The following is a 20762-nucleotide window of genomic DNA, read 5'->3' on the forward strand; positions in this document are numbered from 1 at the left end:
AGTAAATATATAACTATAAAGGTTAGTGAACACCAACAAAATCAAAACCAACCGAAATAAAGTTTGACCTACATCACCTTAAATATTTGTACAACAAACAACCAGAACAACCGTAAATTGACGTTTATTACGGAGTAAAAGGTGATTTTAACGTTTTTAACGGACACTCTAATTGACCGTAATAGCAACAAGGTGTTTTCTTGTAGGTGACCGAGGGCTATAGGCCACCCAACTTTCATCAATATTCAGTCGAAGTTGGAGGATTTTGGGATAGTCATCGGCGAGTGTTTCCAATTGAAAACATTCCCAACTTAGTGAAACAAAAAGCAATGAGTAAGGAACAGCTATGCTTGCCAATATTAAAAAGACAGCACTTACAGCAGCAGTAATCGCAGCAGCTACAACGGTAGCACCTGTTGCATCTGCAGCAGAACGTAGTGAACTAACAATTGTACCTGACTTCTACCCTACAATGGTTCGCAACTTCAACCCATACCTAGCGACAAACCTACGTACAACAACGGATTTCGTTTACGAGCCACTTGTCATCTTTAATGAAATGCACGGTAATACGCCCGTTATGCGTCTAGCCGAAGACTTCCGCATGTCAGACGATCTGATGAGCGTAACCTTCGACATTCGTAAAGGTGTAAAATGGTCTGATGGTGAAAAATTCACTGCGGACGACGTCGTTTACTCTTACCAACTACTTAAAGATAAGCCAGAGCTAGACCAGCGCGGTATCAATAAGTGGGTTTCAAGTGTTGAGCGTTTAAATGAGTACCAAGTCCGCTTCCGTCTTACTGAAGCAAACTCAAACGTACCATACGAAATTTCTTTGGTTCCTATCGTTGCTGAGCACGTATGGAAAGACGTTAAAAACCCTACATCATTTACCAATGAAAACCCTGTAGGTACTGGTCCATTTACTGAGATTGATACGTTCACACCTCAGCTATACATCCAATGTCGTAACCCTAACTACTGGGACAACGACAACCTAGATGTTGACTGTCTTCGTGTACCACAAATTGCAAACAACGACCAATTACTGGGTAAAGTGGTTAACTCTGAATTGGATTGGACTTCATCGTTCATTCCAGACATCGACCGCACATACGCAGCTGCGAGTCCTAACCATCAGTACTGGTACCCGCCATCAGGCACTAACGCATTTGTAATGAACTTTAAAAATACAGATGCTGCGAAAAGTGAAGCACTAACAAACGTTGATTTCCGTCGTGCTTTCTCTATGGCTCTTGACCGTCAAACTATCATCGACATCGCATTCTACGGTGGCGGTACAGTGAATGACTTCGCATCGGGCCTAGGCTACGCATTTGAAGCATGGTCTGATGAGAAGACTCACAAGAAATACCAGAAATTCAACACGTACAACCTAGACGGCGCAAAAGCATTGCTTAAGAAAGCTGGCTTTGTTGATGTAAACGGTGACGGCTATGTTGACACGCCATCAGGCAAATCGTTTGAACTATCAATTCAATCTGTAAACGGTTGGACTGACTGGAACAACACAGTACAACTTGCGATTGAGCAACTTGACGAAGCTGGCATCAAAGCAAAAGCTCGTACACCTGAGTTCGCGGTATACAACCAAGCGATGCTAGAAGGTAACTACGACGTTGCTTATACGAACTACTTCCACGGTGCGGATCCACACCTTTACTGGAACAGTGCGTATAACTCAGCACTACAAGGCGGCGCGGGCATGCCTCGTTTCGCAATGCACTTCTTTACTGATGAGAAACTAGATAGCCTACTAGACAGCTTCTACAAAACAGCAGATAAGAACGAGCAGCTAGAAATCGCTCATGGCATTCAACAAATCATCGCTTCTAACCAAGTAACGGTTCCTGTTCTATCTGGTGCTTACATGTACCAATACAACGAAGCGCGTTTCTCTGGTTGGTGGAATGAGAAGAATCCTAAGGGCCGTCCAAACATCTGGGCTGGTATCCCTGAGCGTCTACTTCACGTACTGGACCTAAAACCAGTTAAATAAGTAGCACAACCCCTTTGCAGCGCGTGGTTCTGCGCGCTGCCTTTCAAAACCTCCTATCGCTTGTCACGATATGGCGCTCGTCGTCAGGGGGTTACTCGTTCTAAAAGAACGTCCTGACTCCAGGATCAGGGAAAAAATCTGGGAGAGTAAGGTAAAAGTTATGGGATATTTTTTAAGACGTTTGTCGTTCTACTTGATTGCGTTGCTGGTTGCAGCAACAATTAACTTCATTATTCCGCGAGCAATGCCAGGTGACCCAGTTACCATGATGTTCGCCAACGCGACCGCACAGGTTACTCCTGAACGAATCGCAGCAATGAAACAACTACTTGGTTTCGTTGACGGTCCACTTTGGATGCAATACCTGACTTACCTCAAAAGCATCGCTAGCTGGGAATTAGGTACGTCTATTAAATTTTACCCTCTGAGTGTAAATGACCTTTTAGGTGGCGCATTCGGTTGGTCTCTTTTCTTAGCGGGCACAGCCGTTATTCTTTCGTTCTCTATCGGTTCTATTCTTGGCATTTTTGCTGCTTGGAAACGTGGTAGTAAGTTCGATACCTTCATCACTCCGGGCATGCTGATTATCCAAGCGGTTCCACAAGTGGTTATCGCTATGCTGGCCATGTTCATTTTTGCCATTGGTTTGCAGTGGTTCCCAACAGGTTATGCCTACACAGCGGGTGTAACACCAGACTGGACCAGCTTAGCTTTCTATAAGAACGTCGCTTATCACGCCATACTACCGCTGTTTTGTGCATCTGTAGTTCAAATCGGTGGCTTCCTAGTTAACATGCGTAACAACATGATCAACTTGTTAGCAGAAGATTACATCACCATGGCGAAAGGCAAAGGCCTTAACGAAAACCGTATTGTTTTTAACTACGCCGCTCGAAACGCCCTACTACCAAGCGTGACCGCTTTGTCGATGTCTCTTGGTATGGCAATCGGTGGTCAACTTATTGTTGAAATCATCTTTAACTACCCTGGCTTAGGTTCCGTACTGCTTAACGCTATTCATGCTCGTGACTACCAAGTATTGCAAGGTCAGTTACTTATCATGACGCTGTTCATGCTGTTCTTTAACTTAATGGCAGACATGTTGTATGTCGTGCTTGACCCTCGCCTACGTAAGGGAGGCAAATAATCATGAAAGATATCTTTAAACTCATTCAAGGTAACCGAGTCGCACTTGTCGGACTCGTCATACTCTCAACTTTCTTATTTGTCGCCATTGCAGCACCACTGATCACCAAACACGCCCCAGATAAACGTACAGGTAAGCCACATGAGTACCCATCGTTCGTTGTAACGGCTGCGCAAAATACGCCAGATGGCTGGATTGCAGAAAACCTAGCAACAGATCGCCGCACATTGCTGATGTCGAAAAAAGCCGACCACGTAATGGGCACCACTCGTATGGGTCGTGACGTATGGTCTCAACTGGCATACGGTGCACGAGTATCTCTAGCCGTTGGTTTTGGCGCGGGTATTACCGTGTGTTTCTTAGCGACAGTCATTGGTATTTCAGCGGGTTACTTTGGTGGACGTGTCGATGACGTGTTAACCGCAATGATGAATATCATGCTGGTAATCCCACAATACCCATTGCTATTTGTACTCGCCGCATTTATCGGAGAAGCCGGTCCATTAACCATCGCCATCATAATAGGGTGTACGTCCTGGGCTTGGGGAGCCAGGGTAATACGTTCACAAACCTTGTCACTACGTGAAAAAGAGTTTGTGAAAGCCGCTGAAGTTCTGGGTGAATCAGCATGGCGTATCATCTTTGTAGAGATTCTGCCTAACCTGATTCCGATTGTCGGCGCGAGCTTCATTGGTTCAGTAATGTACGCCATCATGATGGAAGCAACTATCTCGTTCTTAGGTCTTGGTGACCCAAGCACCATCAGTTGGGGCATCATGCTCTACAACGTTCAAACGTCATCTTCAATGCTGATTGGCGCTTGGTGGGAACTTATTGGCCCTTGTTTAGCTTTGACTTTCCTTGTTACTGGTTTGGCACTATTGAACTTTGCTGTCGATGAGATTGCTAACCCACAATTACGTTCTCATAAAGGCATGAAACGCTGGAAAAAACTGGCGGCTCAAGATAAATCAGAGCGTACACCAGAGCTACCACCACAAAATGCACTTTGGAGCGGAGATAAATAATTATGACTGAACCACTAATTTCTGTCCGCAACCTTTGCGTTGACTATATAACAGATGCTGGCGATGTTCGCGCATGTAATAACGTGAGCTTTGACATCGCTCCAGGAGAAGTACTTGGCCTAGCTGGTGAATCTGGCTGTGGTAAATCAACCGTCGCATTCTCTTTAATGCGCCTGCACAAGCCGCCTGCTTTTATCACAGGTGGAGAGGTGATTTTCAACGGTGAAAACATCTTGGATTACAGCGACGAACGTATGCAATCGTTCCGTTGGAGCCAAATGTCTATGGTATTCCAAAGTGCGATGAACGCACTTAACCCTGTTCTCACTATGGAAGACCAATTTTGTGATGTGATTATGCATCACACTAATATGACTCGTGACCAAGCGGTTCGCCGTGCTGAGGGGCTTCTGGAAATTGTCGATATCCATCCAGGACGTTTGCAAGATTACCCTCACCAGTTTTCTGGTGGCATGCGCCAACGTTTAGTTATCGCTATTGCGCTCGCGCTTAATCCAAAAATGATCATTATGGATGAGCCAACAACAGCCCTAGACGTTGTCGTTCAACGCGAGATTTTACAAAAAATCTACGCCCTTAAAGAAGAGTTTGGTTTCGCGATATTGTTCATCACCCATGACCTGTCTTTGATGGTCGAGTTCTCTGACCGCATCGGCATCATGTACTCAGGTGAATTAATCGAAGTTGCTCCGTCAAAAGAAATTTTAACGAGCCCATACCACCCGTACACCAAAGGGCTGGGAAGTTCTTTCCCGCCGCTGATTGGTCCGAAAACCAAGCTGACGGGCATACCTGGCAACCCATTAAATTTGCTGGATATCCCACAAGGGTGTCGCTTCCAAGCTCGTTGTGAACGTGCTCATGAAGCGTGTACGAAAGTTCCTACGGTGTTGCGTCAAATTGAGCACAATCGTTTCTCCAACTGCCATCTATATGGTGAGCAACTTGCTCAGACGGAATCTTAATCGTCCATTGGTGTAAGAAGTAAAGAGTTTCTGGAGTCAACTATGAGCAATGAATACGGTGAGTTACTAGTAGAAGGCAAAAATCTGGTTAAAGATTTCCCGATCAGCAGTAATGCGCTACAGCAACCAATGATGCGTGCAATCAACGACGTGTCATTCAAAATGTATAAAAGTCGCGGCCTAGCCGTGGTCGGTGAGTCTGGTTCAGGCAAATCGACTACCGCTAAGATGATTGCAAAGATGTACGCACCAACCGATGGCATCATCGAATACAAAGGCCGTGATATCCAAGATATCTCAAGCCGTAAAGATGTGATGCACTACCGTGAAGGCGTGCAAATGGTATGGCAGGACCCATTTGGTTCACTAAACCCAACCCATAATATTTTCCATCATATTGCTCGTCCGTTACTGATCCACAAGAAAGTAGCGCCTGGCAATAAAAAAGAATTAGAAGATCGTGTCCATCACTTATTGGAGCAAGTTGGTCTAATTCCACCAAAAGAAACCGCGGCTAAGTTTCCACATCAGCTTTCTGGAGGACAACGTCAGCGTGTTAACTTGGCTCGTAATATCGCGGTCGGTGCTGAAGTTGTATTGGCCGATGAACCAACGTCCATGCTGGATGTGTCTATTCGCGCTGGCGTACTTAACCTCATGGAAGAAATGAAGTTTGAGAAAGAAATGTCTCTGCTTTATATCACCCATGACATCGCTACTGCTCGTTACATTGCTGAAGATATCTCAGTAATGTATGTAGGTCACATGGTTGAGTGGGGCGATACCGATGAAGTTATTGCAAACCCTCAGCACCCATATACACGCTTATTGGTTTCAGCCGTTCCAGATCCTAGTAAGTCAATTCACACCAAGCTGGAAGGTAATAAAGGTGAAATACCGTTATGGACACCGGTGTCGGTAGGCTGTCCATTTAGCGGCCGATGCACACACGCAACGGCTAAATGTTCAGAACAACTGCCTGGCGTGACGAAGCTTTCAGATAACCATTTTGTTCGTTGTTATTTATACGAGAGTTAATCCTCTTATCAGGAACACTCGTAAAAGCTAAACACCTACTTTCAACACTGTACCAGAGGGAGTCATTTCCCTCTTTAAACGCAATATCTGGAGACCTTGATGCAACTGTTCACGAACCAAATTGGTTATGAAGTAATAGGCTCAAAACAAGCCGTATTATTACTCGACAGCGATATAGCGACAGCCTTAACGGCCGAGTTAGTGTGTTCAGATACCTTACAAACGTTGCAAGAACTTCATGTTCAACAACCAAGTAAAGTGTCTAACTGGCATCAAGGTCTATTTAGCGTTATCGACTTTACTCAAGTAGAGCAAGCGGGACGCTACTTCATTCGCCTGGGAGAGATCAAATCTCACCCATTCGAAATTGGTGACGGGATATTAATGCAACGAACCTTTTCTGATTTGTTGCATTACTTTAAATCACAGCGATGCGGCGGCATTTTCGACCAACAGGACGGGGCTATTCCACTGCTCGGCACCGACCAAACTGCGGATGTTCGCGGGGGTTGGTATGACGCCTCTGGTGATGTGAGTAAATATTTAAGTCACCTCTCTTATAGTAACTTTTTAAACCCTCAACAGACCCCAATGGTCGTATGGAACATGTTAAAAGGCTTAGCGATTTTGGAGGATTGCTCTGACTTTTCAGCATTTTCACGAGTGAGATTGAGTGAAGAAGCCCTATTTGGTGCTGACTTCCTCGTCCGTATGCAACATTCGGAGGGTTACTTTTATTTAACGGTCTTTGACAAATGGAGCAAGGACGTAAAACAACGGGAGATTTGTGCCTACGAAACTCAAGATGGTCACAAAACAGCGGATTATCAGGCTGGATTCCGTCAAGGTGGAGGCGTCAGCATCGCAGCATTGGCTGCCGCTGCTCGCCTTGATAGCCATGGCGAATATGACCAACAACAATACCTTGAGGCCGCGACACGTGGTTATTGGCACCTAAAAGAAAACAACACTCAATATCTCGATGATGGCACCGAAAACATTATTGATGACTATTGTGCACTGCTGGCGGCTGTAGAGCTTTACCGCACAACCAAAGACAGCCGTTACTTAACTGAAAGCCGCTTTTGGGCAGACAAACTTGCCTCTCGTCAACATTGTGACGACGCTTTCAATCACTACTGGTCGGCAAACCAAGATGGCAGCAGACCCTATTTCCACGCAGCTGAAGCCGGGCTTCCAGTAATCGCCTTGTGTGAATACCTATCAATCGAGTCCAATACTCAGAACTTTACACGTATTCAAACCGTTGTATCCAATGCCATTGAGTTTGAATTAAGCATTAGCTCAACCGTACCGAATCCCTTTGGCTACCCTCGCCAATACGTTAAATCCGTAACGGGTCAAAAACGTGATGCCTTTTTTGTTGCGCACGAAAATGAATCTGGTTACTGGTGGCAAGGTGAAAACGCGCGCTTAGGCTCTCTTGCGAGCATGGCATTTAGCGCACTCCCATATATTGACACATCAAAACACGATGCAGTAAACGAGTACGCTCAGCAATGTTTGAACTGGGTTGTTGGATTAAATCCTTACGACATGTGCATGCTCGATGGTCATGGACATAACAACCCAGACTACTTGCCTCAACTTGGCTTTTTTAATGCCAAAGGCGGCGTATGTAATGGCATAACGGGCGGTTTTGACGACGAAGATGATATTGCTTTCAACCCACCAAAACAAAAAGATGACATGTTGCAAAACTGGCGCTGGGGAGAGCAATGGATTCCACACGGCGCATGGCTACTGCTCGCAGTAATGACTCAATTTCATTCTAACGAAACCGCAAAGGAACAGCATTATGGTTAAGTATTTCGTTGGTATAGATGGCGGCGGTACATCCTGCCGTGCCCGAATTAAAGACGCTCAAGGCAATGTCATCGGCGAAGCCAAAAGTGGCAGTGCAAACATATTACTGGGTGTGTCCGTTGCGATGCAATCCATCGTATCGGCTATCACTCAAGCCGCCACTCAAGGCGGGCTAAATGAAAATGACTTCCAGCACATGCACCTTGGATTAGCACTCGCGGGCGCTGAACAAAAGTCTGCATGGCACGCATTTATGGCATTAGAACATCCATTTGCCAGCCTCACACTTAATACCGATGCTTATGGCGCTTGCTTAGGCGCTCATGACGGAAAAGACGGCGCTATTATGATCGCAGGTACTGGGTCATGTGGCATTTTACTGCTGAATGGTGAACAACATGTTGTTGGTGGCCGAGAGTTTCCAATCTCCGATCAAGGTGGCGGTGCAATCATGGGTCTCCATCTTATCCAGCAAGTCTTATTAGCCCAAGATGGCATAAAACCAAACACCAAATTATCGCAACACGTCATGGCTCACTTTTCTAACGATGTCGATGAGATAGTCGCTTGGTCAAAAACCGCGAAACCGCGAGATTATGGTCAATTTTGCCCTCAAATTTTTGAATTCTCCCTAACGGGCGACACCTTAGCGGTTGAATTAATGCAACAAACAGCCGCTGACATCGAAATGTATCTCGTCGCATTAAACAACCGAGGGGCAAAAAGAATTGCTCTTATGGGTAGCATTGGCGAGCGCATTTCTAAATGGCTTTCACCTTTGGCACAGCAATGGTTAGTCCAACCAAGCTCTGATGCAATAGAAGGCGGCCTGATGATGGCGGGTCGTCCGGAACATAACTTATACCCACTTGAAGTGCTTGAGGTAACCCAATGAACTATCGCGTCGATTTAGCGGTGCTCTCTGATGAGAACAAAGTTTCTCGCTTTGGCATGACCCTACATAACCTAAGCGACCAAGCCTTAACGGACTGGACACTTCATTTTGCAGTTGATCGCTACATTCTTCCGGAAACATTGACTCAAGGAAGCATCAAACAGATCGGTGGCTACTGCCAGTTAACTCCAGAAAACCAGCAAACTTTGGAAGCAAACAACCTCTATTATGTTGAGTTTGACATCAACACCGTACCATTTAGGTTTCTAACTGACGGAATAAACGATGCGTTCATTGAAGTAAATACTTCTTCAGATTCTCAAAGAATCAGTGTTGATATCACACCAATCACATTGGCAAGTCCATACAAAGAAAGAACACACGTCCCAACGGTGTCTTCGGCTGAGTTATCACTGATCCCTCAACCTTTATTTTTAGAAAGGTCAGAAGGCCGTTTCATTCTCACTCCAGACGTAGGAATTAATCGTCAGTCTGAATTAGCGAATGTGGGCGTAAACTGGCTGATTGGCGAAATTGAAAAGAACGCCGATATAAGCTTATGCGAATCTGAAACGGGGAAAATCACTTATCGTTCGAATCCGACTCTCGACGAAGGTTGCTATAATCTCACCATTTCACCCAACAGAATAATTGTTGAGTCAGGGTCTTCCAACGGCTTTGTTCATGCCAGTGCAACCTTATTGCAGATCATCTCCGGCCAACAAATTAACTTAGTCTTGCCTTGCCTGAGCATTAAGGACAAACCCCGCTATCGTTACCGTGGCATGATGTTGGACTGTGCTCGTCATTTTCATAGCGTAGAGCAAGTAAAATCGCTCATCAATCATTTAGCGAGTTACAAATTTAACCACTTCCATTGGCATCTAACTGATGATGAAGGCTGGCGAATTGAAATTAAAGCCTTCCCTGAATTGACTCAAATAGGCGCGTGGCGCGGTCTAGATACCCCTATCGAGCCGCAATACAGTCATATTGATTCAACGTATGGCGGATTTTATACTCAAGAAGACATAGCTGATGTTGTGCAATATGCGTTAGATCGTAGCGTTACCGTGATCCCAGAGATCGATATCCCTGGTCATTGCCGCGCAGCAATAAAATCACTACCAAACTTACTGGTTGATCCTGAAGATAAGTCCGAGTATCGCAGTATTCAGTATTACAACGACAACGTACTTTCCCCTGCATTACCCGGGACATATCAATTTGTTGATACGGTATTAGAAGAAATCGCCGCACTGTTTCCAGCTCCTTACATCCACATTGGCGCAGACGAAGTACCTAAAGGTGTTTGGACAAAAAGCCCGAGCTGTCAAGCGCTGATGGAACAACATGGTTATGAAGAACCAAGCGAGCTTCAAGGCCATCTACTGCGTCATGCGGAACAAAAATTAAAATCCTTGGGTAAGCGAATGCTGGGTTGGGAAGAAGCACAACACGGCGATAAAGTCAGTAAAGACACCGTTATTTTTTCATGGTTAAGTGAAGAAGCTGCGCTGACTTGTGCTCAAAAAGGCTTTGATGTGGTTCTACAACCAGGCCAAAGCACTTACCTAGATATGACCCAAGATTTTGCCCCCGAAGAACACGGTGTTGACTGGGCAAACCCAATCCCATTGGAGCGAGCCTATCGCTATGAACCACTTGATGCTCTCGCTGAAAATGACCCAATTCGAAACCGTGTTTGGGGAGTCCAATGTGCACTTTGGTGTGAAATCATTGAAAACCAATCTCAACTTGAATACATGGTGTTCCCACGAATAACCGCAATGGCGGAAGTGAACTGGAGTGACAAATCTCGACGTGACTGGCTGGATTACCTCGCCAGACTGCAAGCTCATTTGAACCATTTAGATCGTCAAGGCGTCAACTACCGAAACCCTTGGCAACAGTAATAACACACTTACAGAATTAGTATTTTAGGGCGTAGCGGCCAATGCATTACCGCCCAATTTAAAAGGAAATGAAGCAATGAAATACGGCTATTTCGACAACGACAATCGTGAATACGTCATTACCCGTCCAGATGTTCCTGCACCTTGGACAAACTACCTAGGTACAGAAAAGTTTTGTACGGTAATTTCACACAATGCTGGTGGCTATTCATTCTATAACTCACCGGAGCACAATCGTGTTACTAAGTTTCGTCCAAACGCTTCATTTGATCGCCCTGGGCATTACGTCTACTTACGTGATGACGAAACCGGTGATTACTGGTCGATTTCATGGCAGCCGGTGGCAAAAAGCTTAGATGAAGCAAGTTATGAAGTTCGTCATGGCTTGTCTTATTCTAAATTCAAATGTGAATACAATGACATCACCGCTACCAAAACCTTATTCGTACCAAAAGGCGAAGACGCCGAAGTTTGGGACGTAGTATTAAAAAATACCGGTAACAAGCCTCGTACGATTAGTGCCTTTTCTTTTGTAGAATTTTCTTTTAGCCACATTGCCTCTGACAATCAAAACCATCAAATGTCGTTGTACTCAGCGGGGACGGAATACAAAGATGGCGTCATTGAATACGACTTGTACTACAACACCGATGATTTTGAAGGCTTCTATTACCTCGCCTCAACGTTTGACCCAGATAGCTACGATGGCCAACGTGATAACTTCCTAGGTATGTACCGTGATGAAGCTAACCCGATTGCGGTAGAGCAAGGTCGTTGTAGTAACAGCGCCCAAACGTGTTACAACCATTGTGGTTCATTGCATAAACAATTTGTTATTCAGCCAGGTGAAGAGATTCGTTTTGCTTACGTGCTAGGTATTGGTAAAGGCAACGGCGCTAAATTGCGTACTAAATACCAAGACCTAACCAAACTTGATGAAGATTTCGCAGGCATCAAGCAACACTGGGATGAACGCTGCAATAAATTCCAAGTCACGTCACCAAACGAAGGTTTGGATACCATGATCAACACATGGACGCTTTACCAAGCCGAGACTTGTGTCGTTTGGTCTCGTTTTGCTTCTTTCATTGAAGTGGGCGGCCGTACTGGCCTTGGTTATCGTGATACGGCTCAAGACGCCATTTCTGTCCCGCATTCAAACCCAGAAATGACACGTAAACGCTTAGTCGATCTACTCCGTGGGCAAGTAAAAGCGGGCTACGGTTTGCACCTGTTTGATCCAGACTGGTTCGATCCTGAAAAAGCAGACGTTGTACCATCTAAATCGCCGACCGTTGTGCCAACGCCAAGTGACGAAGACAAGATCCACGGTATCGAAGACACTTGTTCTGATGATCACCTATGGATCGTACCAACCATCTGTAAATATGTAATGGAAACCGGCGAAGATAGCTTTTTCAACGAAGAAATTCCGTACGCTGATGGCGGAACGGCTACCGTTTATGAGCACATGAAAGCAGCACTAAACTTCTCAGCTGAATACGTGGGTAACACCGGTATTTGTAAAGGTTTACGTGCCGACTGGAATGACTGTTTAAACCTAGGCGGTGGTGAGTCGTCGATGGTGTCGTTCCTACACTATTGGGCGCTGCAAGAGTTTATCGACCTAGCTAAACACCTAGGCCGTCATGATGACGTCGATACTTACACCACCATGGCAGAAGGCGTTCGCCAAGCCTGTGAAACTCACCTATGGGACGAAGAAGGCGGTTGGTACATTCGTGGTTTAACGAAAGATGGCGACAAAATTGGTACCGCTCAACAAACAGAAGGCCGTATTCACCTTGAGTCGAACACATTAGCAGTGCTTTCTGGTGCGGTATCTCAAGAGCGTGGCGAAATTGCCATGAACTCGGTCGATGAGCACCTGTATTCCGATTACGGATTACACCTAAACTCGCCATCGTTTTCGACACCGAATGATGACATCGGCTTCGTTACTCGCGTCTATCAAGGTGTGAAAGAAAACGGCGCGATCTTCTCCCACCCTAACCCATGGGCTTGGGTCGCTGAAGCTAAGCTAGGTCGTGGCGATCAAGCGATGAAATTCTACGATGCGCTTAACCCATACAACCAAAACGACATGATTGAGACTCGCTATGCAGAACCATACTCATACGTGCAGTTCATCATGGGACGAGATCATCAAGATCATGGCCGTGCCAATCACCCATGGCTAACAGGTACGTCAGGTTGGGCTTACTTCGCCGTAACCAACTTCATTTTGGGTGTACGTCTGGGCTTCGATGGTCTGATTGTCGACCCATGTATCCCAACGGACTGGCCTGGTTTTGAAGTTCGCCGTGAATGGCGCGACGCGGTTTATAACATCAAGGTTGAAAACCCTGACTCGGTAAGTAAGGGCGTAAAAACGTTACTACTAAATGGCCAAGCCATTGATGGCGCGATTCCAGTACAACCTGCTGGTAGCGTGAATGACGTAACGGTTATTTTAGGTTAATTACTTTGAGGGGAGCACTTCTCCCCTCCTCTAGTGCCAATAAAAAATTGGCACAAATAGCAACGAGAGAGAAATAGGATTTTATTATGATCAAGTTCGGTACAGGTGGCTGGCGCGCCTTTATCGGTGAAGAGTTTACCAAAGACAATGTGTGTCTTGTGGCTCAAGCCGTCGCCAACATTATGATCGACGAAGCAGTAACCGATGAGGGATTTGTTGTCGGTTTCGACCGCCGTTTTTTATCGGATAAAGCAGGGCGTTGGTTTGCACAAGTTTTAGCAGCCAATGGTATTCAAACAAGTTTCATTGATAAGTTTGTTCCAACACCTATTGTCATGTTCAAAGCTAAAGAGATGGGTTGTGCCTACTCTGCTTGTATAACGGCCTCTCATAATCCAGCCGATTACAATGGCATCAAGGTGTTCATTCGTGGCGGTCGTGATGCTGACGAAATCATTACGGAAAAAATTGAAAGCCAAATTTCACACCTAACACTGCACGACGTAAAGTCAGTAGATTTTGACACTGCGGTTAGTAATGGCTCAATACTGGTTATCAACCCAATGAACGAGTTTGTCGATTCCATCATCGACTTCATTGATATTGAAGCCATCAAAAAAGCCAATTTGCGCGTCCTGATTGACCCTATGTTCGGCGTAGCAAAGAATGCTCTGCAAACGGTATTAATCAACGGTCGTTGTGATGTCGACGTGATCAACGATGGCAAAAACCCTGACTTTGGTGGCCTAATGCCATCACCGAATGCGGCCACTTTGTATTTACTTAAGCATCTTGTCGCTGCAGAAAAATACGATATTGGTATTGGCACTGATGGCGATGCCGACCGCTTAGGCATCATCGACGAAAAAGGCAACTTCATTCACCCGAACGAAGTGCTTATTTTATTGTATTACTACTTACTTGAGTATAAAGGTTGGAAAGGCTCGGTTGTTCGTAACATCGCCACCACTCATCTCCTAGACAAAATTGCCCATGCCCATGGAGAAAAGAGTTTTGAGGTTCCTGTAGGCTTTAAGCACATCAGCTCCCAAATGGAAGCAGACGACTCACTGATTGGCGGTGAAAGTTCCGGTGGCTTAACCATCCGCGGCCATATCAAAGGGAAAGATGGTGTTTTTGCATCTAGCCTTTTGGTGGAAATGATCAGCGTGACCGGTAAAAAGTTGTCTGAAATGCTTGATGAGATTTACGCAAAATATGGTTATGCCTACACGGCGGAAGGCGACTGCACCTTTAAAACGTCAGAAAAAGATGCGTTATACAACCGTATTTATGTAGAGAAGCAGCTGCCTGAATTTGAATATGAAATCGATCGTGTCAGCTATGAAGATGGCGCTAAAGTCTACTTCAAAAATGGAGGCTGGGTCATTGCTCGCTTCTCTGGTACAGAACCATTACTACGAATATTCGCCGAAATGGCCGATCAAACCACTGCCGAGAAGGTGGTAAATCAAGTGAAAGCGTTCCTTTCATTGTAGTGGTGACAGTGGCATTGCGCAGTATTTATGTCGTCCTCTCACCTTTTGGACATTGCTTTTAGCTGGTCACTAAAAGCACTCCCTATAGGTCCATTAAGCCCAGCACTTTTGTTGGGCTTTTTCTTAGGAAAAAATAAGCGCGCCTTGAGTTTCTATTTTAACGTTAACATTCTGGCCGACACACAAAGCTTCGCAAGAACTAGCCAATAAACGAATACCATGAGCTTCAATGACATAACGACAATGATCGCCCATAAATTGTTGCTCTAATATTTCGATGCCGCTGTCCGACGACGCGCTAATATTGACATGTTGAGGCCGTAATAGCAGTTCGCAGTTTTGTTCTTCAACTAACGTATTTCCCGCGTCGCTCTCTAGCTCACCAAACACAGTAAGGAAACGTTTATTGCCCAGTGCTTTCGCAGGCAAGTAGCTACCTCCACCTAAGAAGTCTGCCACAAACTTGCTTGATGGCTGAAAGTACAGTTCAGCAGCAGTACCAAATTGTTCAATGACACCGTTGTTCATTACCGCCATTTTATCTGAAAATGCAAAAGCTTCTTCTCGGCTATGAGTAACAAATATGGCGGTTACACCTTGTTGTTTAAAGATCTTACGGATCTCGCCAATCAAAGTATGACGCACTTGGGTATCGATGTTCGAAAATGGTTCATCGAGCAAGAGTAAATCTGGTTTATACGCAAGTGAACGTGCGATAGCGACACGTTGTTGCTGCCCGCCAGAAAGTTGATGAGGGTACCGCTCACCAAGTCCTGTAAGCTTAACCAAGTCTAGCATTTCATTTACTTTCTGATTGCGCTCAGTATTGGCAAGTTGGCGCAAGCCAAATCCAACATTATCCGCGACCGTTAAATGAGGAAATAGCGCATAATCTTGAAAAATCATCCCGATATTGCGCTTTTCCGGCGCAAGCCAACGCATTCCATCATCGAGAGTTAGACCACCCAAGGTCAATTTTCCTGAACTTAAAGGAAGCAAACCGGCAATGGCTTTCAATAGCGTGGTTTTACCACAACCACTAGCCCCTAATAAGCAGACGATCTCACCTTGCTCAACCTTCAAAGACAAGGATTCAAGCACTGTTAATTCTTGATACTGGCAGGTAAGGTTTTGAACAGCCAAAGCAGTACTCATTAGTGGTCTCTCTCTAAAGAACGGTTTACAACAATAAGCGGAACAAGCCCCACTAGTACCAATAAAACAGCAGGAAGCGCAGCTAATTCGAGATGCTCATCGGAAGCAAAATTGAATACATAGGTAGCAAGGGTTTCAAAATTAAACGGTCGAAGCAGTAACGCGGCATTAAGCTCTTTCATTGCTTCAATAAATACCAACAGCCCGGCGATTAAGGCACCTCGCCTAACAAGTGGCAAATGGACACGCTTTAACATTTGATTGGCGCTGCAACCCATCGTGCGTGTCGCCATATCCAAAGACGGTGATATTTTATTTAGGTTACTTTCAATACTGCCAATCGCCACGGCTGAGAAACGAACAACCATAGCAAAGATAAGTGCGAACATAGAGCCTGAGAATATCAGCCCTGGCCTGCCCCACTCCATATACTTAGCGATATCGTTAACCATATGATCCATTGAGATAACAGGCGCCATTACGCCAATGGCTAACACCGTACCCGGTACAGCATAACCCATTGAAGACAAACGCATAGCCATCACGCTGCCTCTAGATTGATTTAAACGCTGATTGAAGTTCACCACAAGTGCAATCGTCACGGCGATCACGGCTGCCGTGATCGACACATATAAACTATTGAGTGCGTATTGACGAAACTCAGCGGTCCAACTTTGGTCAAAATACTTAAAGGCATAAATGCACAGCTGCATTAACGGGAAAATAAAGGCCACGGAAACAAGCCCCCAACACCACAGTAATGCGAGCCATTTTTTAGTACCCTTTAACGTGGTCCGGATGTCTTCATGACTACTGTATTGACTCTGAAACAGCTTCTGCTTTCTTCGGCTGTATCTTTCGCTTGAAAGGAAAACAATCACGACGATCAACATCAATGCCGATATCTTAGCTGCGGCGGTTAGGTTCGAATAACCGAGCCAAGTATCATAAACCGCAGTCGTTAGTGTATTCACAGCGAAATAGCTTACCGTACCAAAGTCACCAATCGTTTCCATTGCAACGAGAGACAAGCCGACTGCGATTGATGGCCTAGCTAACGGTAAAGATATGCGTTTAAACGTCTCCCAAGGAGAGCACTTCAATAGGCGAGAAGATTGCAGCAAAGAAACATTTTGTTCCATAAACGCCGCTCGAGCTAACAGATAAACGTAAGGGTAAAGTACAAGAGACAGAACAAAAATAGCGCCAGGAAGGGTTCTTAAATCTGGAAACCAGTATTCGCCAGGCCCCCAGCCGGTAAAGTCTCGAAGCAGAACCTGAACAGGGCCTGCAAAGTCAAACCAGTCGGTAAAAATATACCCCACAATATAGCCAGGCATCGCCAATGGTAAAACCAAAGCCCATTGCAGTATTTTTTCACTCGGCAATTTACACATAGCCATAAGCCATGCACTGGGTACACCCATTAACAATGAGAGCAGCATGACACCCACAACTAACACTACCGTGTTGTAGGCATAGGTTGGCATGACCGTATTGAGTAAATGGTGGAACAGATCATCTGCGTCCCCCATCGATGTATAGAAGATCGCTAAGATCGGCAAAACCAGCAGTAAAGCAAAGCTCCCACTGCTGGCTTTCCAAAGATTATGTTTTTCTTTCATTGCCTACAAACTACAAAGAACATGAACTTAATGTCCATGTTCTTAGAAAACTAAGGGATATAAAGAGTATATCCCTTAATGGTTCATTAAAGGTCAAATTTCACTTCATCAAGAAGTTTAATTGCAGCACTGTGATACTCGGCGATTTTATCTAGTGATAAATCATCGGCACGGAACTCACCCCATGAAGCAACAAGCTTAGATGGTGCTACGCCCGCTTTAACTGGGCTTTCGAAGTTCACTTCAGCGTACATGCTTTGTGCTGTTGACTCAGTTAGGAACTCCATTAGTTTCTGAGCGTTGTCTTTGTTTGGCGAGTACTTAGCCATTGCCATGCCGCTGATGTTTACATGAGTACCTTCCGCATTTTGGTTCGGGAAGTTAATGTATACCGCATCAGCCCAAGCTTTTTGCTCTTTATCGTTAACCATTTTACCAAGGTAGTAGCTGTTACCTAAAGAAACATCACATAGACCTTCTTTGATAGCCTTAACTTGGCCACGGTCGTTACCTTGAGGCTTACGTGCTAGGTTAGCTTTAACGCCTTCTAGCCATGCTTTTGTTTCCGCTTCACCTTTATGAGCGATCATCGCAGAAACTAGAGATACGTTGTATGGGTGCTTACCACTACGAGTACAGATTTTACCTTTGAACTCAGGAGTTGCTAGATCAGCGTAAGTGAAATCGTCGCCCAACTTACCAACACGATCACGTGATGAGTAAACGGCACGAGCACGAGTCGTAATACCAAACCACTGATTGTCTACGTCTTGGTACTGAGCAGGAATGTTCGCTTCGATGATTTTGCTGTTTACAGGTTGAACTAAGTCTTTATTTGAAAGTTCTGCAAGACGGCTGATATCAACAGTTAAGATAACATCCGCAGGGCTGTACTCCCCTTCTTGAGCTAACTTCTCTGCCAGACCTTTTTTCGCGAATTTCACGTTTACTTTGATGCCAGTTTCTTTTGTAAACTCGTTGAACATAGGCTCAACAAGGAAAGGCTGACGGTAAGAGTAAACATTGACTTCATCTGCAGCCATAGCTTGAGGAGCAAGAACACCACATGCCACAGCGGCTAAGGTTAGCATTTTTTTCATTAGTTCAATCCTTTATAAAAATGGTAATGATAAGGCTTATCATTTACCTAATTATATTGAATTTTAGTTACCATGCAATAATTCATTGACTCAAAAAACATCGAGTAGGGTGAGGCGTCTCCGCCTCATCCCTCTCACAGAACCGTACGTACGGACCTCGTATACGGCTCATGCACATTTCCATTCAGCATAATGGCTGAACACATATCCTGTCCTAACGTGTTCAAGATTCACTAATCCAAGGTCGTTAAACCATTGATTTGGCATCGAGTAACTGGCTAATGGACTCGCAGCATTTCTCCAACTATCCATACAGATATACCTGAATGACCCTTCGTAACCTAGCTGTCTTAGCCTGCGGTGGAGTCGGGTCGGTTTTTTCCATAATCGTAATTGGACGCTGCGAAGTCTTCGCCTTAACCACGCGGCCAGTTTCTTAAACTCCCTGTTGGCATTCGCTATTCGAAAGTACTGGCTGAACCCTCTCAGAAGTGGATTCAGTTGTTTAATGACTTCTAACAATGGCTTACCGCCATTGCGTCTTGTCACTCGCTTCAACTTTCCTTTGAACGTCGACATTTTCTTTGGCTGAATACGGCTATAATGGCTACCGATTTCTATTCCAAGGAATTTCACACCTTCGCCGCTGTGCGCTATGTGTGATTTGGTTTCGTTCACCGTTAACTTGAGCTGTTTTTCCAGGACCTTCGTTGCCTGTACTTGCGCATTTTCTGCACCTTTACGGCTGCGACAGAAGATCAGTATGTCGTCGGCATAACGGACTATTCGATGTCCTCGCTTTCGCATCTCTTGATCAAACGCATCCAGATAGATGTTCGCTATCAGTGGGCTTATTACTCCACCTTGCGGACTACCTATCTCGGTATGCTGCCACTCTCCATCAACCATTACGCCACTTTTCAGGAACTGTTTGATGAGCTCCAGTACGCTACTGTCTGTGACTCGTTTCTTAATGCTTTTTAGAATAAGCTCGTGGTCGAGCTTATCGAAGCACTTCGATAAGTCCATATCTACGACGTGTTGCATTCCGTATCGACGGATGAACATCGTCGCTTTGTTTATAGCATCGTGACAACTTCGATTCGGTCTATACCCAAAGCTGGATGGGTGAAACTGCTCTTCGAAGATTGGGGTTAATAGATCATTTAGAGCTTGTTGGACAACTCTATCCCGTACTGTTGGGATCCCAAGTAATCGCACCCCACCATCATCTTTCGGTATTTCTACCCGTCTGACGGGTTGAGGGGTGTATCGCTTGGTTTTGAGTTCCAGAAGAAGTTGATCTAGGTTATCACTCAGATTTTGGGCGTAGTCGCTTAGGCTCTGCCTATCTATTCCGGCCGCGCCTTTCGCTTTCCACACTTTTTTAAATCCTTTATAGAGTCGCTCTTTGTGGAGCAAGTGACCATATAAACTGTAGTAAACTCTCAACTTTTTCCTTTAGATTGTGTGCCGTGTGGGGACAAATGCTCTCTCACAGTGTTGGTGTATTTCACTCCACTCTCTAGCCTTCTAGCTCAATGGCAATTTACTAGAGTGAGTCAGAGTTACTCCCTTGTACGGTTTCTCGCTTCAGTGCTTTGCTTTCACAAAGACCGAGACGGAATACCTCGATAGCTAATCAACTTGTATACCACTGAAAAAAAAAAACATCTGCTCATCACAGACTTAAAATGTACTTCATCCCTTCGCAACACCAGATTGCTTTTGGCAAAATGTTGTCCCATCAGACGTGTTACTGATGGTCAGCTCAGTTTTATCCTCCACACCATTACTGGGCTTCACCGGCCGAGCTTTACTCACTACTACGGATTCATCTGCCACCTCGCACCAACATAGATCTTGGCTCTCGCCTTGAGTTTATGCTTCCGACGTTTGCTCGGATGTGGTGTCAGGCTTCCCCAGTTACTGCACTGGCTCCCTGTTAACAATGCCACCCTCAAGCACAATCTAGGTCTGATTGAGTATCGGGCTTCACGCTATTTTGCACGCTTACCCACCTAAATTGCCGAATCAGGTT

13 protein-coding genes and 2 pseudogenes are annotated in these 20762 nt (G+C 45.2%); 10 read left to right on the forward strand and 5 right to left on the reverse strand.

What is annotated here, in order from left to right; genetic code table 11:
- Window positions 1–346 precede the first annotated feature (346 nt).
- The 10 genes from VTAP4600_RS07520 to VTAP4600_RS07565 all read left to right on the forward strand — a co-directional run bounded on the left by VTAP4600_RS07520 (window position 347) and on the right by VTAP4600_RS07565 (window position 14841).
- Window positions 347–2023, forward strand: a complete 1677-nt coding sequence (locus VTAP4600_RS07520; RefSeq protein WP_102522229.1) for an ABC transporter substrate-binding protein — start codon at window positions 347–349, stop codon at window positions 2021–2023.
- A 160-nt stretch (window positions 2024–2183) separates the two neighbouring features.
- Window positions 2184–3170: an ABC transporter permease gene (locus VTAP4600_RS07525; RefSeq protein WP_102522230.1), complete on the forward strand. Its 987-nt coding sequence runs from the start codon at window positions 2184–2186 to the stop codon at window positions 3168–3170.
- 2 nt (window positions 3171–3172) lie between these two features.
- A complete protein-coding gene (locus VTAP4600_RS07530; RefSeq protein WP_102522231.1) occupies window positions 3173–4198 on the forward strand; it encodes an ABC transporter permease in 1026 nt (341 codons plus the stop codon).
- 2 nt (window positions 4199–4200) lie between these two features.
- A complete protein-coding gene (locus VTAP4600_RS07535) occupies window positions 4201–5184 on the forward strand; it encodes an ABC transporter ATP-binding protein (RefSeq protein ID WP_102522232.1) in 984 nt (327 codons plus the stop codon).
- 42 nt (window positions 5185–5226) lie between these two features.
- Window positions 5227–6222, forward strand: a complete 996-nt coding sequence (locus VTAP4600_RS07540) for an ABC transporter ATP-binding protein (protein ID WP_102522233.1) — start codon at window positions 5227–5229, stop codon at window positions 6220–6222.
- Between the two features lie 99 nt (window positions 6223–6321).
- Window positions 6322–8049, forward strand: a complete 1728-nt coding sequence (locus VTAP4600_RS07545; protein ID WP_102522234.1) for a glycoside hydrolase family 9 protein — start codon at window positions 6322–6324, stop codon at window positions 8047–8049.
- A complete protein-coding gene (locus VTAP4600_RS07550; RefSeq protein ID WP_102522235.1) occupies window positions 8042–8944 on the forward strand; it encodes a glucosamine kinase nucleotide-binding domain-containing protein in 903 nt (300 codons plus the stop codon). Before VTAP4600_RS07545 ends, VTAP4600_RS07550 begins: the two co-directional genes overlap by 8 nt.
- Window positions 8941–10860 (forward strand): beta-N-acetylhexosaminidase, encoded by a 1920-nt coding sequence (locus VTAP4600_RS07555; RefSeq protein WP_102522236.1) that lies wholly within the window; start codon window positions 8941–8943, stop codon window positions 10858–10860. The genes VTAP4600_RS07550 and VTAP4600_RS07555 overlap by 4 nt, the downstream gene beginning before the upstream one ends.
- Window positions 10861–10936: 76 nt before the next feature.
- Window positions 10937–13342, forward strand: coding sequence for a glycoside hydrolase family 94 protein (locus VTAP4600_RS07560; RefSeq protein ID WP_102522237.1), 2406 nt, complete (start codon window positions 10937–10939; stop codon window positions 13340–13342).
- Between the two features lie 86 nt (window positions 13343–13428).
- Window positions 13429–14841: a phosphoglucomutase/phosphomannomutase family protein gene (locus VTAP4600_RS07565; protein ID WP_102522238.1), complete on the forward strand. Its 1413-nt coding sequence runs from the start codon at window positions 13429–13431 to the stop codon at window positions 14839–14841.
- A 123-nt stretch (window positions 14842–14964) separates the two neighbouring features.
- On the opposite strand, the pseudogene VTAP4600_RS26670 reads toward VTAP4600_RS07565, so the two are convergent.
- The 5 genes and pseudogenes from VTAP4600_RS26670 to ltrA form a co-directional block, all read right to left on the reverse strand.
- A pseudogene (locus VTAP4600_RS26670) lies at window positions 14965–15177 on the reverse strand (TOBE domain-containing protein); the annotation flags it as partial.
- 80 nt (window positions 15178–15257) lie between these two features.
- A pseudogene (locus VTAP4600_RS07570) lies at window positions 15258–15996 on the reverse strand (ABC transporter ATP-binding protein); the annotation flags it as partial.
- Window positions 15996–17621, reverse strand: a complete 1626-nt coding sequence (locus VTAP4600_RS07575) for an ABC transporter permease (protein ID WP_102522240.1) — start codon at window positions 17619–17621, stop codon at window positions 15996–15998. The gene VTAP4600_RS07575 and the pseudogene VTAP4600_RS07570, both read right to left, overlap by 1 nt.
- An 86-nt stretch (window positions 17622–17707) precedes the next feature.
- Window positions 17708–18721 carry a Fe(3+) ABC transporter substrate-binding protein gene (locus VTAP4600_RS07580; protein WP_102522241.1) on the reverse strand — a complete coding sequence of 338 codons (1014 nt, stop codon included), beginning with the start codon at window positions 18719–18721 and terminating at the stop codon, window positions 17708–17710.
- Between the two features lie 168 nt (window positions 18722–18889).
- Window positions 18890–20173 (reverse strand): group II intron reverse transcriptase/maturase, encoded by a 1284-nt coding sequence (ltrA, locus tag VTAP4600_RS07585; RefSeq protein WP_102521018.1) that lies wholly within the window; start codon window positions 20171–20173, stop codon window positions 18890–18892.
- Window positions 20174–20762 lie beyond the last annotated feature (589 nt).

The organism is Vibrio tapetis subsp. tapetis, assembly GCF_900233005.1.
GTDB lineage: Bacteria > Pseudomonadota > Gammaproteobacteria > Enterobacterales > Vibrionaceae > Vibrio > Vibrio tapetis.

Coding starts and splice junctions, on each gene's coding strand:
- VTAP4600_RS07520 (WP_102522229.1), top strand. CDS start 347: ATGCTTGCCAATATTAAAAAGACAGCACTTACAGCAGCAGTAATCGCA.
- VTAP4600_RS07525 (WP_102522230.1), top strand. CDS start 2,184: ATGGGATATTTTTTAAGACGTTTGTCGTTCTACTTGATTGCGTTGCTG.
- VTAP4600_RS07530 (WP_102522231.1), top strand. CDS start 3,173: ATGAAAGATATCTTTAAACTCATTCAAGGTAACCGAGTCGCACTTGTC.
- VTAP4600_RS07535 (WP_102522232.1), top strand. CDS start 4,201: ATGACTGAACCACTAATTTCTGTCCGCAACCTTTGCGTTGACTATATA.
- VTAP4600_RS07540 (WP_102522233.1), top strand. CDS start 5,227: ATGAGCAATGAATACGGTGAGTTACTAGTAGAAGGCAAAAATCTGGTT.
- VTAP4600_RS07545 (WP_102522234.1), top strand. CDS start 6,322: ATGCAACTGTTCACGAACCAAATTGGTTATGAAGTAATAGGCTCAAAA.
- VTAP4600_RS07550 (WP_102522235.1), top strand. CDS start 8,042: ATGGTTAAGTATTTCGTTGGTATAGATGGCGGCGGTACATCCTGCCGT.
- VTAP4600_RS07555 (WP_102522236.1), top strand. CDS start 8,941: ATGAACTATCGCGTCGATTTAGCGGTGCTCTCTGATGAGAACAAAGTT.
- VTAP4600_RS07560 (WP_102522237.1), top strand. CDS start 10,937: ATGAAATACGGCTATTTCGACAACGACAATCGTGAATACGTCATTACC.
- VTAP4600_RS07565 (WP_102522238.1), top strand. CDS start 13,429: ATGATCAAGTTCGGTACAGGTGGCTGGCGCGCCTTTATCGGTGAAGAG.
- VTAP4600_RS07575 (WP_102522240.1), bottom strand. CDS start 17,621: ATGAAAGAAAAACATAATCTTTGGAAAGCCAGCAGTGGGAGCTTTGCT.
- VTAP4600_RS07580 (WP_102522241.1), bottom strand. CDS start 18,721: ATGAAAAAAATGCTAACCTTAGCCGCTGTGGCATGTGGTGTTCTTGCT.